The sequence below is a fragment of the Paraburkholderia sp. 35.1 genome (assembly GCF_050436525.1).
Classification (GTDB): Bacteria; Pseudomonadota; Gammaproteobacteria; order Burkholderiales; family Burkholderiaceae; genus Paraburkholderia; species Paraburkholderia tuberum.
Map to the genome: position 1 here is coordinate 713,718 of NZ_JBNDMJ010000002.1, position 15,435 is coordinate 729,152.

Annotated in this window: 15 protein-coding genes and 1 pseudogene; 7 read left to right on the forward strand and 9 right to left on the reverse strand. The window is 60.1% G+C overall.

The window, feature by feature from the left end; genetic code table 11:
• The first annotated feature begins 6 nt into the window (after window positions 1-6).
• Together OKW27_RS09100 and OKW27_RS09105 are read left to right on the forward strand one after the other, a co-directional pair.
• On the forward strand, window positions 7-912 hold the full coding sequence (locus OKW27_RS09100; RefSeq protein WP_429333265.1) for a LysR substrate-binding domain-containing protein: 906 nt from the start codon (window positions 7-9) through the stop codon (window positions 910-912).
• 316 nt (window positions 913-1,228) lie between these two features.
• Window positions 1,229-3,307 (forward strand): FUSC family protein, encoded by a 2,079-nt coding sequence (locus OKW27_RS09105; protein WP_429333266.1) that lies wholly within the window; start codon window positions 1,229-1,231, stop codon window positions 3,305-3,307.
• A 352-nt stretch (window positions 3,308-3,659) separates the two neighbouring features.
• On the opposite strand, the gene OKW27_RS09110 is transcribed toward OKW27_RS09105, so the two are convergent.
• Both OKW27_RS09110 and OKW27_RS09115 read right to left on the reverse strand, forming a co-directional pair.
• On the reverse strand, window positions 3,660-3,923 hold the full coding sequence (locus OKW27_RS09110) for a hypothetical protein (RefSeq protein WP_176079019.1): 264 nt from the start codon (window positions 3,921-3,923) through the stop codon (window positions 3,660-3,662).
• Window positions 3,924-3,980: 57 nt separating this feature from the next.
• Window positions 3,981-4,577 (reverse strand): DJ-1/PfpI family protein, encoded by a 597-nt coding sequence (locus OKW27_RS09115; protein WP_429333267.1) that lies wholly within the window; start codon window positions 4,575-4,577, stop codon window positions 3,981-3,983.
• Between the two features lie 90 nt (window positions 4,578-4,667).
• Here OKW27_RS09115 and OKW27_RS09120 point away from each other — a divergent pair, with 90 nt between their 5' ends.
• Together OKW27_RS09120 and OKW27_RS09125 are read left to right on the forward strand one after the other, a co-directional pair.
• Window positions 4,668-5,999 carry a PLP-dependent aminotransferase family protein gene (locus tag OKW27_RS09120; protein ID WP_429333268.1) on the forward strand — a complete coding sequence of 444 codons (1,332 nt, stop codon included), beginning with the start codon at window positions 4,668-4,670 and terminating at the stop codon, window positions 5,997-5,999.
• A 394-nt stretch (window positions 6,000-6,393) separates the two neighbouring features.
• Window positions 6,394-6,879, forward strand: a complete 486-nt coding sequence (locus OKW27_RS09125) for a hypothetical protein (RefSeq protein WP_429333269.1) — start codon at window positions 6,394-6,396, stop codon at window positions 6,877-6,879.
• 74 nt (window positions 6,880-6,953) lie between these two features.
• On the opposite strand, the gene OKW27_RS09130 is transcribed toward OKW27_RS09125, so the two are convergent.
• From OKW27_RS09130 to OKW27_RS09155, 6 genes are all read right to left on the reverse strand, one after another.
• The gene (locus tag OKW27_RS09130) at window positions 6,954-7,688 is read right to left on the reverse strand and encodes an immunity 52 family protein (RefSeq protein ID WP_429333270.1); all 735 of its coding nucleotides are present in this window, start codon (window positions 7,686-7,688) and stop codon (window positions 6,954-6,956) included.
• Window positions 7,689-7,697: 9 nt separating this feature from the next.
• Window positions 7,698-8,318, reverse strand: coding sequence for a restriction endonuclease fold toxin 5 domain-containing protein (locus OKW27_RS09135; protein WP_429333271.1), 621 nt, complete (start codon window positions 8,316-8,318; stop codon window positions 7,698-7,700).
• On the reverse strand, window positions 8,318-8,662 hold the full coding sequence (locus OKW27_RS09140; RefSeq protein ID WP_090807817.1) for a hypothetical protein: 345 nt from the start codon (window positions 8,660-8,662) through the stop codon (window positions 8,318-8,320). The genes OKW27_RS09135 and OKW27_RS09140 overlap by 1 nt, the downstream gene beginning before the upstream one ends.
• Window positions 8,663-8,681: 19 nt before the next feature.
• On the reverse strand, window positions 8,682-9,152 hold the full coding sequence (locus tag OKW27_RS09145) for a DUF4123 domain-containing protein (protein WP_429333272.1): 471 nt from the start codon (window positions 9,150-9,152) through the stop codon (window positions 8,682-8,684).
• Window positions 9,152-9,511: a hypothetical protein gene (locus OKW27_RS09150; RefSeq protein WP_244145157.1), complete on the reverse strand. Its 360-nt coding sequence runs from the start codon at window positions 9,509-9,511 to the stop codon at window positions 9,152-9,154. The genes OKW27_RS09145 and OKW27_RS09150 overlap by 1 nt, the downstream gene beginning before the upstream one ends.
• Window positions 9,512-9,716: 205 nt before the next feature.
• Complete coding sequence (locus OKW27_RS09155; RefSeq protein ID WP_429333273.1) at window positions 9,717-10,118, reverse strand: hypothetical protein; 402 nt, start codon at window positions 10,116-10,118, stop codon at window positions 9,717-9,719.
• A 48-nt stretch (window positions 10,119-10,166) separates the two neighbouring features.
• On the opposite strand from OKW27_RS09155, the pseudogene OKW27_RS09160 reads away from it, so the two are divergent.
• Window positions 10,167-10,801: pseudogene (locus OKW27_RS09160) on the forward strand (alkene reductase); the annotation flags it as partial.
• Window positions 10,802-11,178: 377 nt separating this feature from the next.
• Here the strand turns inward: OKW27_RS09160 and OKW27_RS09165 are convergent.
• Window positions 11,179-12,489 (reverse strand): Nramp family divalent metal transporter, encoded by a 1,311-nt coding sequence (locus OKW27_RS09165; protein ID WP_429333274.1) that lies wholly within the window; start codon window positions 12,487-12,489, stop codon window positions 11,179-11,181.
• Between the two features lie 317 nt (window positions 12,490-12,806).
• On the opposite strand from OKW27_RS09165, the gene OKW27_RS09170 reads away from it, so the two are divergent.
• Window positions 12,807-13,826: a YncE family protein gene (locus OKW27_RS09170; RefSeq protein ID WP_429333275.1), complete on the forward strand. Its 1,020-nt coding sequence runs from the start codon at window positions 12,807-12,809 to the stop codon at window positions 13,824-13,826.
• 8 nt (window positions 13,827-13,834) lie between these two features.
• Window positions 13,835-14,800 (forward strand): sterol desaturase family protein, encoded by a 966-nt coding sequence (locus tag OKW27_RS09175; protein ID WP_429333276.1) that lies wholly within the window; start codon window positions 13,835-13,837, stop codon window positions 14,798-14,800.
• Window positions 14,801-15,435: the final 635 nt, after the last annotated feature.

The following is a 15,435-nucleotide window of genomic DNA, read 5'->3' on the forward strand; positions in this document are numbered from 1 at the left end:
AAAGACATGAGACGAATTCCCAATTTCGTGCTGCTGCGCGCCTTCGAAGCGGCCGCGCGGCTGGAGAGCTTCACGCTGGCGGCCGAGGAACTGCATCTGACGCAGTCCGCGATCAGTCATCAGGTCAAGGAGCTCGAAGAATATTTCGGCCGGCCGCTGTTTCATCGACGCAATCGGCGGGTGGAAGCGACATCGGAAGGACGGCGCCTTTATGAGAGCCTCGGACGCGTTTTCGATGTGATCGAGGCTGCATGCAGCGAGGTCGCGCTCGCGCCCGATGCGCAAGTGCTCGCGGTGCACAGCGCGCCGAGCTTCGCCGCCAAGTGGCTCGGTCCGCGCCTGCCTGAATTCACGCAGGCGCATCCGGGCGTGACGATCCGTCTGTCGTCCGGTCCCGAGCCGATCGACCTCACCCGGGTGCATGAAGTCGATGTCGCCATCTCATACGCGGTCGCACACGAGCGCGCGGGCATCGTGACACGCGCGCTCGGCGCAGAACGCATCGTGCCGATGTGTTCGCCTGCGCTCGTGCGAAGCGGCGTTCCCATCGAGAAGCAGATCGGGGAAATGACGCTGATCGATTCCCAGCTCAGCCGCGTGACGTGGTCCGACTGGTTCGCGCTCAACGGACTCCCGTTTCCGTCGCGGGCGCGGCCCTCGTTCGATCGCGGGGCGCTCGCGATCTCCGCCGCTGTCGATGGCATGGGCGTCGCGCTCGAAACCACGCGTCTCGCCGAGCGCGAGTTGTCGCGCGGCGAACTGGTTGAGCTGGGCGCGGAGGTCTTCGAGCCGGTCTCCCGCGAGACGCATTTTCTGTCGTATCGCGTGAACGAGCGCAACACGGAGAAGGTGAAGTGCTTCTGCGACTGGTTGTGCGAGGAGGTGGGACTCGATGCTGCGCGCATCGCTTAATGCTGAGATCGAGTCTCCTTCTCCGGCTTCTTTAGAGAGGTCCGCGATCGCATATTCGATGAACATACGCGCGGCGATCCTCGTAGCCCGCCGCAGAGGAAGACTGCGTGGATTCTAAATGGGCTAGCCGCCCGGCCGCCCAAAGCTGATTGCGTGTACGTCTCCTCCGCATTGGCGGATTCAACCGGTCGATGCAACACAATGAACGTCGCATGAGCGGCGGGAGTGTTGCAAATGAAACAGAGGCGCCAGTCGCATACGCGAAAAGCAGACGTTCACAGCGCAGAGTCGGCGGCTATCTCAGCGCGCTGGCAGCGTGAATCCGGGAAGCGCCCATTTCCTGGGCCTTGTCCTCCAGCAATCAACGTTCGAGAGCAGCAAAGGTGCGATGACAATAATAGGTAAGCTCGTATCCCTGGTAAGCCGTCGGACCTTGCGGGCTGAAGGTCATGTCTTCGCCATAACGCCCGAGCGCATCGGGATTGCGGAAGGGATACACGCTGCGCTTGCGATGGCGCCAATGCTCTGTGCCGCGGCGATTCTCGGTCGTTCGGATATCGCTTTCGGAGCCGTCGCGGCGTTCTGGAACTGTCTCTGCGATCCGCAAGGGTCCAGGTCACAGCGCCTGAAGGCGATGGCCATCTTCACGGCCATGGGTGTTGTCGTCATGCCGCTGGCGTCCTATGCCGCGCATTGGGGCTATGCCGTCAGCATTGTCACCCTGTTTGTCCTGGTCTTCCTTTGTGGACTGACACGCTCCTACAAGCCCTCGCTCGGGCCTATGCCGGCGCAGGCGGGGTTGGTTGCCTCGCTCGCGGTCGTGATCGGAATTGCGTCGCCCGAGCCGCTTGCCGTTGCACTCGCTCATGGTGGCTATTTTCTGCTCGGGTCAGCCTGGACCATGCTGTTTTGCATCTTCCTCTGGCCCGTCCCGTTCCCACAGTCCGCGGGCTTCACGCTCGCGACGATCTTCGGCAGGCTCGAGGACATGGCCGGTTTTTTGGAGTCGCTGGATTCGCGGCCTGGAATGGATGTGCAGGGCTGGACCGAGTTCGATACCGTTCATCGTCGCGGGGTGCGCATGTCGATCGAGCGCGGCAGGGCATTGGCGGCGCATGATGTTCGCACCGGCCCTGATCTCGGGCCGGGCGTCGATGCCGCGGGCAGGGTGTTTTCCACGCTGATCGCAATCGGTCATGCCCGCCGCAACGCAGCGATTGCCGACGACGATGGATCGCGGCAATTGCTCCAGGGCCTGCGACAGTTGCTGCAAAGCGTGGCCGCGCAGGCACAGCAAGAACTGCCCATTGCCGATACGCTGGTAGCGCAAGCACACGCATTGTTGCGGCAGACGGCTGAACGGACGGACCAAACGGCAAGCGCCGTTGCCTTTGCGGCAAGGGCCATCGCTCGGCTCGCGGACGGGCGACACGCGCTCGCAATGGACCCCGAGACGCCCGCGCCTGCCGCCGCTCGCGCGGTCAAGATTGAAAGGCTGGTCTGGGACCATGCGCTGAGGGTGGCTGTCGCATCGGTGCTCGCTTTCATGATCGGCACATCGCTGAGTGTCACGTTTGCATACTGGGGCGTGATCGCTGCAATCGTCGTGACCCAACCGGTTTCCGCCAATACATGGTTGCGCGTGCTGGAGCGTGCATGCGGCAGCCTCATCGGCGCAACGATCGCCGCTGTTCTTCTGACGAGTCTGTCCGGTCCGGTTGCGGTGACATTGGCAATCTTGCCGCTTGCCGCGGTGACCGTCGCATTGAGGTTGGTGAACTACGGTCTGTTCGTTGTCTTCCTGACGCCGATGTTCATGCTGATGTCGGATTTCATCCATCCGGCGGAGGGATTGATTGTCGCTCGTCTTACCAATGAATTCGTCGGTGCCTGCGTAGGCGTGGCGGCGAGCTTTCTTCTCTGGCCGCCGAGGGAGAGTAACGCGCTGAATGCCGTGATCTCAGCCGCGATTTCGGCCAACATGGCATTCGCGTCCGCCGCGCTTCGGATGGCTGGAGGATCGACCGCCACCCTCGATCGCCTCCAACGCGAAGCCGGTCTGGCCAGCTCACGGCTTGAAGTTGCGAGAGAACGTATGCTCCTGGAGGGCCAGCGGCGATCTGCGCGGCTCGAAGAACTGCGGAACCTGACCGTCGCGGTGCGGGTGGTTTGCGGCGCCGCCGCGGTGATCGAAGTCCTTCGGAGCGGGGAACCGGACGCACATGACCGGGAAAGGGCCAATCGCTACGATGAGATGACCGCCACACTGCTGGAAGCCCTGACGTCGAGGGAAGCGATGCCACTGAATCAGTCTTTTGAAACGCCGGCAGATGACCTCGAACAGGCGATCCAGCATCTCGTGAGCGCATTTGATAGTTACGTGGGAACCGTATAAGAACGCCAGCGAGCCCCTGTTTGACCGCGGCCTTGCGTCGGAGAATTTCCGCGTTTTCATGACCGTATTCTTTCAAGAGAAATGACGGCAAGTCCGCGCTCGTTAGCATAGTCGCAAGAGCAGATGCTCACAGTTCCACGTGACAATTGACGACCGTGCACTGCAATTGAAAACGATCTATACACCAGCGTCGACCGGCCGGTATTGGCCGGAGCCCCTTACCGCGCGAGCGGTTTCGTTCGTTTTGGCCCCGACATAAGCCGCAAAAAGCGTCACACCGACCACGAGCCCTGCGACGAGCAACAAAGAAACAGGCCGGTATGCGGCAGCGCACTCCATTGCAGAACGGTCGCTACGACAGAAAATATCGCGAAGCCCCCGCGAGAGCCGTCGGCCATCCCAAGATCGCCAGCCTGCAATAGGCAATGCAAACGGCCGCCTGCGCAGCAAAGGCGGGTCCATGCTCCAGTGCGGCAAACACTGAGATCGGCCCCGACGTGAGCGGCATTCCCACCAGCAAACCGCCGATCGCATCACCCCAGCGACGACCGGCAAGGCTTGCGGTCAATAACAACAGCGGCGTAACGAGGAGCTTGAAAACAAGAACGATGACCACAGACCGGACTCCAGCAATGTCGGCTTTGAAGGACGTGCGAAGCGCCTCTGTTTTGCGTCAGATGAATGGCGCGATGTTCGCCATCGCCCGCGTCACGTAGATCTCCCTCTCGCCAACCGGGGCGACATGCTGCATCGCGGCGCGCGCAGCCTCGACGCCCTCCAGACGCGCGATCACCCACACGGCCAGATACTGCGAAGCCAGGCACCCGCCTGCCGTCGCGACATTCCCCTTCGCCACGAACGGCTGATTGAGCACCGGCACGCCCGCCTTTTCGACCCACGGTTTGGTAGTCAGATCCGTGCAGGCCGGAACGCCATCCAGCAGGCCCAGTTTCGCGAGTATCAGCGTGCCCGAGCATTGCGCGCCCAGCAGTTGGCGCGTCGGATCGAGCCGCAACTGCGACATCAGCGCGGCATCGGCGGCCACTCCACGTGTCTGTATTCCACTGCCGACCAGCACCGCGTCGGCCTCGCAAGCGTCCTTCAGCGACGCTTGCGCCTCCAGGACCACTCCGTTCATCGAACGGATCTTCGCCGCTGGGCTGGCAATCGATACCTGCCAGCCCGGCTTTCTGACCCGGTTAAGGATATTCAGCGCGATTAGCGAGTCGAGTTCGTTGAAGCCTTCAAAGGTCAGAATGGTGATGTGCATGACGTCCTCGGGCAGATGGAGAGGTTGTGAAAGATCATGGTAGGGCCGATAATCAATACAATCAAATTATTGTCATGGATACATTGAGCCATGCCTGGGGCCCGTTACAAGCAATTGGTTGACCGCTTTGCGGCTGACATCCGCGACGGCCGCCTTCCCCCCGGGACGCGTCTGCCCACGCACCGCGAGCTGGCTGCTCGCGAGGGCCTGGCGCTGGTCACCGCGACGCGTGTCTATGCCGAGCTTCATACGATGGGTCTGGTGAGCGGCGAAGCTGGCCGTGGCACATTCGTCAAGGAACCACTTCCTCGCGGCCAAGGCGTTGACTTGCACGCCTGGAGCGCCATTACGATCGACCTGAGCTTCAACTATCCCTCTGCACCGGGTCAGACAGACCTTCTTCGGGCAGCGCTGCGCCAGCTTGCGGCGGCCGGCGACCTCGAGTCGCTGCTTCGATACCAGCCGCACGGTGGCCGCGAGCACGAGCGCGCTACTGCGGCACGCCACCTGGCGAACCGAGGTCTGGCAGCAACAGCCGGAACGACGTTGCTCGTGAGCGGCGCGCAACACGGACTGACGACGGCCACTATGGCGCTGCTCGAACCCGGCGACGTGGTTGCCGTGGACGCGCTGACTTACCCGGGATTCAAGCTGGCCGCCGAGGCCGTTCGACTGGAACTCGTGCCGATCCCAGCCGCGGGGCGCGGCCCCGATCTGGACGCGCTGACGGCCCTATGCAAGCGACGACGCGTACGCGCCGTCTACGCAATGCCGACGCTGCACAACCCTCTTGGCTGGGTAATGAGCGCGCGGCGGCGCCGCGAGCTTGTCAGTATCGCTCGACAGCATGGACTGATCCTCATCGAGGACGGGGCCTACGCATACCTCGCAGAAGATGCTCCGCCGCCGTTGGCATCGATTGCTCCGGAGACGACGATCTATGTCTCGAGCTTGTCGAAGAGTGTCGCGACAGGTCTGCGCGTCGGTTTCGTCTGCGCACCACGCGAATGGATTCCCAGGCTTGAACGGGTAATCCGGGCCACGACGTGGAACACTCCCGCAACCATGACGGCAATCGCCTGCAACTGGATAAACAACGGCACGGTGGCCCGGCTCGAAGACGAGAAGCGGCGGGATGCGAAGACGCGCCAAATCCTTGCCGCCGAAGCGCTCGGCAAGCTTAAGACGATGAGCCATCCAGCGTCGTACTTCATCTGGATCCCCCTGACGCAGGAAGTCCGCGCCGACGCGATTGCGATGGCGCTGATGCGTGAGCGCATTTCAGTGTCGACGGCCCTGCCGTTCGCGACATCGACGCATGTACCTCACGCCATCCGCCTCGCGATTGGGTCCGTCGATCTGGCCACGCTGCGCCGGTCGCTGGAAACAGTGGCCCGGGTTATTACCGAACAGACCTACTGACCGGCAAGCGCGAGGGCGCGGTCTGTCCACCAGGATTGTCCGGCCGGGACCTGTCGTCTCACTACGACGTACTTTCTGTTGCGATGCAATCGTAGAACACGCCGCGACATACCCTTTCCCGACGACATCGCACGAAACGACCCTCGACACGGAATGCGTCGCTTTCGAGTTGCCAGCACAAGCATAAGACCGCTTCGTTCCTGCACAAACCGGTGCAAAACGGAAGGGAGAAATGTGCTGACTGGTGCGCAGCGCCCGCGCACGTCCGCAGCAGCCACCCTGGATGGATAGCATCGCGTTGTAAAGCGTCGAGGTCTCATCCCCGGACTGCGACGTGTGTGGTAGTGGCCGCACCTTCGTGTGCGGATTTTTTTTGCCTTTTGGAGGTAGGGAAATGAGGCTTGGTGCAAATGTCTCCTGTGTGCGTGAGTACCTCGGATGGACGCGAACCGAGTTCACGTATCGTTTCGCGCCCGCCACGTTCGACCATAACAACAGGAAGCGCTGCTACGACAATCTTCGTTCGCTCGAAGTGCGAAAGCAGCATTCGTCAGAATTGCTTGCGTGGATGGAACCCGTACTGAGAATCAGCGCCGCCGTGTTGCAGACCGACGATCTGACCCAACTCACGCATGATGCGATGTCATCGTTGCGTGCCCGGTATGTCGGCCCGCCGATGGATGCGCTTACGGCGGTGGTGAACCGGTGCTGTGATGGTGTCGAGCCGACGCCTGATGAATACCGGGCCGCTATGGAACAGGCGGATAAAGCCGGCAACCGCGAAGAGGTGTTGCAGTTGCTGGAGAAAATCGCAACAGAACGGCGCAAGTGGCATCGTGGTGGATCGCCCCTGAGGCCCAATCGCTGGAATCAGACGTAACGGCAAAAGGCCCGCGCGGTAGCGGGCCTCTTCGCAGGAAAAGGCCTCGCCGAGGCGGGGATAGCGAGCCGAACTCAGAGATCAACGAAACGCGGCAACAGGTCCTGATCGGCGAGGCGGATTTCGATATCGTTAGCCGCCTTGACGTGCTCCCGGTTGTTCACATCAAAGACTTCATCCGTCACGCTGACGATGATCGTGCCTTGCTGCTTGCCATCGCGCATGACAGGGATTAAGTCGCGCGCTTCCGGCACCTGGGCCGGCGCGAGAGCGTGCGGTAGGTAGAGCATCCAGCTTACGCCTAAGCGGTCATCAAAGACCTGTTGATCCTGATAAGCGCGCGGCCCGAACGTCACATACAGCGAGCGATAAAGCTCAGCCACTTTGGCTACAACTTCGGCCACGGATTTGTAATTGCCTAGCCGCGAAAGACCATTCGCTTTCTCATCCAGAGACAATTCGATGTTATTGGAAATAACTCCCGTGTCGATCATTAAGGACATGATGGCGGTCGCGCCGTCAGTTTGTCTTCCGTTCCATATGCCTATGACTTTCGGTCGATCAATTTTTTTCCCATGTCCATATTCTGCCTTCAAAACATCTATAGCAGCCTTCGACGCTGCTCCATTTGCGAAGACCTCATATTGAAGTGCATCTTGTTGCGTGTCTCCTGCGAGATACCAGTTCCCACCCAAGGTTTCGTCCTTGGTTGCAATAAAGTCGACAATGGCTTTAATGCGTTGAAGATGAAATTCGAATGCGCCTTTTGGTGCGGCAGCTTGATCCCGATGTTGTTCAAGTAAATTCACGATAATCACTCACGGTTGATGGACCGAAGGCACGCCAAACTGGCGAAGTGTGTTCATCATGTAAGCTCGCGTTTGCGGTGTCTCAAAGTACCACATTAATCTGCTCGGCGGATTGGCGCGAACAGCTTCTCCTTGAGTTGCTATTTGCTCCTGCATTTTTGTGAATCCTTTAAACGGAAATTTCAATTCCTTATTTTCTTTGAAAAATTGATCGTAATTTCCCTTGGCTTCCTGCAAGAGACATTGGGAATGCTGAAACCCATCAAAGTCTATGTCAAGCCAGTCCCATTCCATATTCCAGCCTTCGGCGGTCTCACGGCCTTTTCCGTCCGTTGTTATCGCATACTCGAAGCCGGTAATGCGCGCCTGGTAGCGTCGCGGCTCAGGGTTCATGCTGTGGTTCTTTCGCACCAGTGCGCCTTTCTCCGGGGGGCACTTGCACGGTCTTTCGCGTTCGCGGCTCCGGTCACGCGGCAGTTCGTCCCATCCGCCGTCTGCACCCGCGCCAGTACCGCTGCTGCCTGCGGGAGCAGCAGACGGTGCGGCGGTGGGGACCGGAACGGGCATAGGCATTGCTTGCACCATTGCGTTTGCTGCGCGTGCCAGCGTCGCCGGGAATGGAATACCCATCACCGTTTCTCCTTCATTTCCTGTTGTCTTTTACCCGTTGCCTGCATCAACATTTCGAATCGCTGTTCACCCGGAACTCCTGATTTGTACAGCCATGCTATGACCGCCGGAATGCTGTAAAACTCCGGCGTCGTTGCTTCCACATACAGGAAATCGACTATCGGCACGTCATGCGTGAAGCGGAGTAACTTTGTTCGCGCGAAGGCCGCATTAAGCCGGTCGCGCAAAGTCGGATCATTGGCCAGCGCGGGATAATCGCGCACGATATGACCACGGATAAAGTCCACATAGTTACGGTCTTCATAGGCTTTCAGAAGCGCCCATTGCCCTTCAGTAAATTCCATTGTCGTTGATGGTGAGCCGTTATCGTTCGTTGAGGTAGTGCCACGCGTCGGCAGCCCTGAAAAGCTCGCGCTCGCTCTTGCCGTGGCATACCGCATTGAGCGCATGCAGCACCCTGGGGTCCCAGAAGCGCAGCAGGGCGGCTCGTCCTTTCGGTATGCCGGTATTCAGGTGCGGGCGCAGCTTTGCGGCCTGCCTCTCCAGGCTTTCTGAGGTAATCAGCCAGATCACGCCAGGGCGGGCCTGTTCGAGTTCGCCCAAGTCCGCAAGATGGTCGCGCGCCGTCCTCGGATCAACCAGCCACGGCCCCGCGTGTGCGAGTGCCATGTCGTTCGTGCCCGCGAACAGCGAAACCGTCATGTGGTCTTCGGGCGTGAGTTGCTGGCCGGTATGCTGCTCGTACTGGATACCGTCCACTAGCGCCAGCACGTGGCCGCTGTGGTGCCGTTCCCCATACTGTCGAAGCTGTTCATTGACAGAGGCGGGAAGCATCAGCGCTCCAGGGTCATCGCGCCTTGCCCGGCAGCGTGAATCATGCATTCGAGACAGATGGACGACTGCGGAAGCACCGGCCAGGGCGTTGCGCCGTAGCGCGATAACGGGCCTCTTTTCTGCACGGTATTAGGGGAGCGTCCGCGACAATCGCACGCCCACGCGTAACCCAGGGCTTCGGCCATCTCGTAACCAGTTGCATACGACTTCAGCGTATCGAACGGAAACCATTCGCCGGTTTCGGCATTCAGCGCCATTGCCGACGGCATTGGCGGGAAGTTTGAGTAGACTGAATAAGTGATACGGCAAAGCCCGCACTCTTCCTTGTCCCCGGTTTCATCCAGTTTCTGTTGTTCCATCTGACCTCTGCTGTTTTCCAGACACATCCGACGAATTAACCATCTAAAACGCGACACGGTCAACGAATTTAAATTGAGATAAAACCGTTTTGACAGATCTTCACAATTGCTCTGTCTATCTCATTTTCAGGTGTAGTTTTCCAATCTCACCGTCCAACAAAAAAAGCGGCATTGAGCCGCTTTTTCCGTAAGTGATCGACGCCGGTTAGTGCTTTGTCCACGAAGCGTCCATAGCCGCCAGTTTCCCGTTCGCGCCCTGCGCAGCGTCAGCGAGAATCGCTGCGGCGTCCTGCGGTGTCAGTTGGCGGTTAGGAAGCCCCTTGGCGTCGAGTGCAAGCACCGTGAACAGTTCCTGATCGCAGCGGTTGGCGGCGTGGTAGTCCTCGCCGAGCTGGATCATCACCTCCAGCAGGTTCCGGTGTTCGTGCCTTTCCTCGGCAGTCACAGCAGGACTCCTGAACATCGAGGTCGCAAGTGTAATCAGATGTCGGAGTTGCCGCCCCTGCCGGTCGCAAAGATGGAAGGCGGCCAGCGCGAGCCGTTCATACTGGAGAGCGTCTACGGAGGGACGGGAGGGAGATTGCTGCTTCCTGGTGGGTTTGGTCATGCGCGGTCCCGGTTATCGTGAAAGATCGCCCGGACACATAGGGAGGTCCCGCGCGCCCTGGAAACCGACGAGATCGCCGGCGTGGTTGCGGCCTACCGGCACGGCGCTGAAAACGCCAGAAAGGCAGGGTTCGACGGCGTGGAAGTCCACTGCGCCAACGGTTATCTGCTTGACCAGTTCCTGCAGGACTCCACCAATCAGCGCACTGACGCATATGGTGGGTCGATCGAGAACCGTGCGAGACTGCTGCTCGAAGTCACGGACGCGTGCGTCGCCATATGGGGCGCCAACCGGGTCGGCGTGCATCTGTCTGCGCGCGGTGACGTGAAGTCGATGGGCGATTCGGACCTGCGGCAACCTTCGGCTATGTCGCAGGCGAACTCGGCAAACGCCGCATTGCCTTCATCTGCGCGCGTGAAGCGCTGGGAGACGACCGGCTCGGACCCGCACTGAAGGCAGCATTCGGTGGCATCTATATCGCCAACGAAAAGATGACCAAGCACACCGCCGAACGTTTGCTTGCGGTCGGCGAGGCCGACGCGGTTGCTTTCGGGCAGATGTTCATCGCCAACCCGGACCTGCCGCGCCGACTTAGATTGGACGCATCGCTCAATGAGCCGCGGTCCGAGATGTTCTATCACCCAGGACCAGAAGGGTACACGGATTACCCGGCGCTTGCCTGACCGTACAAATAGCCACCCCCGGGCCTCGCACCGGCGAGGCTTTCTTTGGGACGATCAGCCCAGACAACGGAGAAGCCCGCCAGGTCGACGTACGCTTGCACCAGGAGATGCCGCCTCGGACCTCATCCGCATAGCCAGCCAGGTGCCCATGGGTCAACGCCGTTCTTACCGTATGTTTCACAACTCAAGGCGAACATGGAAGCAGGGGTCGTCCCTATGCATGCACCGGCATCACAGACGAAAGCGAACGAATCGACAAGCCGCTTTTGGAGCAGGAGCTCTGGTCCCCCAGCGGTCAGTCGATGGCTAGCGAACAAACTTCGCCGTCCATCGCACCGGGAGCGCGGCCCATCCCGAAAGGGTCCGGGTGGGCTGCATCAGCTTGCAGGCATGCCCGGAATGCTGACGCCGAACGACTGAAGCAATAGCACCGCATTCAGCGCGAGGATGACGACCGTCGCGGCAATCGCTGCAATGTCCGTTAGCCGTCTATTGACGAACTCGCCCATGATGTCTTTGCGGCGGGTGAAGAGCACCAGCGCCACCATCGGGATCGGCAACGCAAACGAAAGAACGACCTGACTGATCACCAGCGCCTGGGTGGCATTCACGCCGAGGCCGACCACCACGAACGCCGGCACCATGGTCACCAGACGTCGCACCCAGACGGGAATCCGGAAACCGACGAAGCCCTGCATGATCATCTGGCCAGCCATGGTGCCGACAACGGAGCTGGAGATACCCGAGCTGATGAGCGAAATCAGGAAAACCGCCGCCGCGCCCGCACCGAGCAACGGCGTGAGCGTATGGTAAGCAGTTTCGATTTCCGCGACGTCGCGGTGGCCGGCATGGAATGCCGCGCTGGCCATGATTACCATAGCCATGTTGACGAGACCTGCGAAGAAAAGCGCAACGATGACTTCCCGGTTCGAGAAACGCAGCAGCGCGCGGTGCTCGCTCGCGTCGCTCGCCGGAGTCCGGCCCTGAGTCAGCCCGGAATGGAGATAGATCGCATGTGGCATCACGGTGGCGCCCACGATACCGACCGAAACGGTCAGCGCTTCCCGGTTCGGCATTGAGGGCAAGATCGAGTGCAATCCGGCCTGTCCCCATGCGACGGGCGCAATGAACAATTCGATCAGGTAACACAGACCGATCACAGCAACGAGCCCGCCGATGATGATCTCCATTGGCCGGTAGCCGCCTTTTTCAAACACGAGGATGCCGTATGTCACCACCGCGGTCACCGCCATGCCGGCCATCAACGGCATTTTGAACAGCAACGCGAGGCCGATTGCGCCACCGAGGAATTCGGCCAGGTCGGTTGCCATCGCAGCCACTTCGCTGACACACCACATGACGAAGACCGCCTTGCGCGGCAGTTGCTCGCGACACATTTCCGCCAGATTACGGCCCGTCACGATGCCGAGTTTGGCAGAGAGCGCCTGGAACAGCATGGCGATCACGTTGGCCATCAGTACCACCCACAGCAGCGTGTACCCAAACTGGGAACCGGCCTGGATGTTGGTCGCGAAATTGCCTGGGTCCATGTAGGCGATCGAGGCAATCACTGCGGGTCCGGCGAACAGCAGCGCAGAGCGCAAGCCGCGTCGTTTGCCGGCCAGCACATCGCGAATCGCAACAGTCGTGCGATCTGTGAGCGTATTTTTGCCGGCAGTGCTGTTCATGGACACTTCCCGACTTCTCTGGACGTACGTGGCACTGCTATTACTCCAGGTTCTTTAGCGCGTGATGGCAATATACAACGGCCAAACTCCGCGGATGATCGGGGCGGGTGCTGCGCAAAGCGCGCCCGGGGCCGCGGGAAGCTCGGTCAAATACGGCGAAATCGCATGCGCATCGTCAGCTTCGCCCGAAATTTGTTAGGCAACTGACAGGAAGCGCTTGAGCATCGCTCCATATCAGCGCCATTCGCAATTCGTCCTTGCGTGACGGTGAATCCATCCAGCAGAATGAGTGGTTAATTCTCTCATGCATGCCCTCCATGAAGCTTTCACGTCGCGAAGTACTTGGCCGTAGTCTGGCCATTCCCCTGAGTCTCGGCCTGTCGCCTTTCCTCGCCCTTCGTTCAGGTATCGCCAGCGCGGCGCCCCCCAATCTCGCTATCGTAATGAATTCCGGCGAAGCCAGCGTTTCGGTCATCGACATGGCGTCGCACAAGATCGTCCGGACATTGCCGACGTTGCGCGAACCCAGTCACTGGGCGCTTTCGCGCGACAGAAGCAAGCTCTATATTGCCGACGCCAGCGGCAATGCACTGTTCATTGTCGACCCGCACACCGGTTTGGCGCTTGGCCATAAGGTGATCGCCGATCCGTACCAGCTTGGCTTCACGCCGGATTTCCGCTACCTCGTCGTCAATGCACTGCGGCTCAACTATGTCGACATCTACCGCCCCGACGACCTGACGCTCGTCAAGCGCTTCTCGCCCGGCGGCATGCCGAGCCACCTCGACTTCTCGCCGGACTCGCGCTGGAGCTTCAACTCGATGCAGCAGTCCGGCACGCTCGTTTCATTCGACCTGACGAACCTGACGATCCGCTGGAAGTCGAACGTCGGATCGACCCCCGCCGGCGTGCTCTGGCACAACGGCAAGGTACTGGTCTGCGTGATGGGCAGCGACCATGTGGCGGAAGTCGATCCAGTGACGGGTAACGTGCTGCGGCGGGTGAAAACCGGCGTCGGCCCGCACAATGTCTTTCTTACGCCCGACGGTGCGACGCTCTACGTGAGCAACCGGATCGGCGGCTCGCTGGTGGCGCTCGATCCAACCACCCTCGAGCTTCGTCGTACCTATCCGTTCCACGCTGCGGGGCCAGATGATATTGCTGTTGGCCCCGACGGCAAGTTATGGGTGACGCTGCGTTTCCGGGAGCAGGTCGCCGTACTCGATCCAGCCAGCGGTAACTATGAGACCATTAATGTCGGACGCTCGCCGCACGGCATCTTCCTCCTCACCACCGAAATGAGCCGCCCAGGTCTCGTTACCGCCGAAATGCTCTAACGTCCATCATGCTGATATTTCTCGACAGATTCTTCAATATGCTGGCCGGTGAAATCGACCAGTATCTCGTTCTGCCGTTGCTGTATCACTTCGGCTGGATGCAATGGGAAGAGCTTTCCTTCGACTGGGCGCTGATCTGCGTCTATGGCCTCTTCGCGGTTATCGTCACGTATGCGGTTTGCTGGCCGCTCGAAGCACTCTTTCCGATCGAACGCTGGGATGACCGCAAAGCCGTCGTAACCGACGCGTTCTATACGATCCTCAACCGCGTGGGGGTGTTGCCTGTCGTCAGTTTCCTGCTGTTCTACCAGGTGCAGGTGTGGGTGAACGGCTTCGTGGTCGATCACGGCTACATACCGCCAACGCTTGAGACGTTGATACCGCCGCTTCTCGGACATCCGGTCATTACCTTCATCGCGTACGCGCTGATTCTGGACTGTGCCGATTACTGGCGTCACCGCCTGTCGCACTCATACCGTAGCTGGTACGCACTGCATGCGTTGCATCATGCGCAGCGGCAGATGAGTTTCTGGTCGGACGACCGCAACCATCTGCTTGACGACCTGGTCGCCGCAATCTGGTTCGGCATCGTCGGCCTCGCGATCGGTATTCCGCCGCTGCAGTTTCCACTGCTGTTCCTGTTCATGCGCTTCATCGAAAGCCTGAGCCACGCCAATATCAAGCTTTCGTTCGGCTGGCTCGGGGACCGGTTGATCGTCTCGCCACGCTTTCACCGGTTGCATCATGGCCTGCGCGCGGCCGGCCGCAATTCCTGTAACTACGGCGCCGTCTTCCCGATCTGGGACGTCGTGTTTGGTACAGCGGACTTCTCCGCCGAGTACCCGCCTACAGGCGACCGGCGCGCACCGGAATCGATGGCCACGGGCGGCTACATCGCACAGCAACTGGGCGGCTTGCAGTTTTTCCTTGAACAGTGGCGGCAACCGGCAAAGGCTCGCCGCAGTCCCTCCTGAGAACATCCCTGCATTGCGCCAATGCCCAAACGGGCCGGTTCATGTGCGCCTGGATTTGGTCTGGACCGGCTGGTGCAAAGAACCTGTCAGCAGACCGTAAAACATCTGCTCTGTGCCTTTGAACCTGAGGTGCGATAATTGCAGTTGCCGGTTTCAGAATGCCCGCATACCGGCATCTACCCGCTCTATCCCGCTATCCTCAGTTCAAAGAGCTCGAAGTGGTAAAGACTGTCAAGCAAAGATCAGGGCAAATACACGCCGCGATACGGCCTGCGCTCCGGCAACATAGGGGGCTGTCTCTCCCCGACGCGACGCGCCCGTCAAGGCGCCCATGGAGTGAATGATGTTGCGCAGAACCAGTTCCTGGTTTGTGCGTTACACGCTCCGCGCGCGCGTTCGCACGCTCGCGCGTAAAGCGATTGGGCTGGCAATCTTTGTCAGCGGTTCCGCAGTGATTGTCGTGTATCTGCTACGACGCGTCTCCGATGGCTAAACGTCAAAGACAGGCGTGGCGCATTTGATTTCCAGGCAGTGCCGCGATGCAAACGTCGGGCGTCTGGAGCTACAGAGCAGCGCCCTCGCGGCTGGCAGCCCGACGCTTCGACTTCCTTTCCCTGGTGTTCAGGCGCGATCGC

Excerpts from the sequence above, each read along its gene's own strand:
- OKW27_RS09100 (WP_429333265.1), top strand. The coding sequence starts at position 7 with ATGAGACGAATTCCCAATTTCGTGCTGCTGCGCGCCTTCGAAGCGGCC.
- OKW27_RS09115 (WP_429333267.1), bottom strand. The coding sequence starts at position 4,577 with ATGCACATCACCATTCTGACCTTTGAAGGCTTCAACGAACTCGACTCG.
- OKW27_RS09120 (WP_429333268.1), top strand. The coding sequence starts at position 4,668 with ATGCCTGGGGCCCGTTACAAGCAATTGGTTGACCGCTTTGCGGCTGAC.
- OKW27_RS09125 (WP_429333269.1), top strand. The coding sequence starts at position 6,394 with ATGAGGCTTGGTGCAAATGTCTCCTGTGTGCGTGAGTACCTCGGATGG.
- OKW27_RS09135 (WP_429333271.1), bottom strand. The coding sequence starts at position 8,318 with ATGGGTATTCCATTCCCGGCGACGCTGGCACGCGCAGCAAACGCAATG.
- OKW27_RS09140 (WP_090807817.1), bottom strand. The coding sequence starts at position 8,662 with ATGGAATTTACTGAAGGGCAATGGGCGCTTCTGAAAGCCTATGAAGAC.
- OKW27_RS09145 (WP_429333272.1), bottom strand. The coding sequence starts at position 9,152 with ATGCTTCCCGCCTCTGTCAATGAACAGCTTCGACAGTATGGGGAACGG.
- OKW27_RS09150 (WP_244145157.1), bottom strand. The coding sequence starts at position 9,511 with ATGGAACAACAGAAACTGGATGAAACCGGGGACAAGGAAGAGTGCGGG.
- OKW27_RS09155 (WP_429333273.1), bottom strand. The coding sequence starts at position 10,118 with ATGACCAAACCCACCAGGAAGCAGCAATCTCCCTCCCGTCCCTCCGTA.
- OKW27_RS09165 (WP_429333274.1), bottom strand. The coding sequence starts at position 12,489 with ATGAACAGCACTGCCGGCAAAAATACGCTCACAGATCGCACGACTGTT.
- OKW27_RS09170 (WP_429333275.1), top strand. The coding sequence starts at position 12,807 with ATGAAGCTTTCACGTCGCGAAGTACTTGGCCGTAGTCTGGCCATTCCC.
- OKW27_RS09175 (WP_429333276.1), top strand. The coding sequence starts at position 13,835 with ATGCTGATATTTCTCGACAGATTCTTCAATATGCTGGCCGGTGAAATC.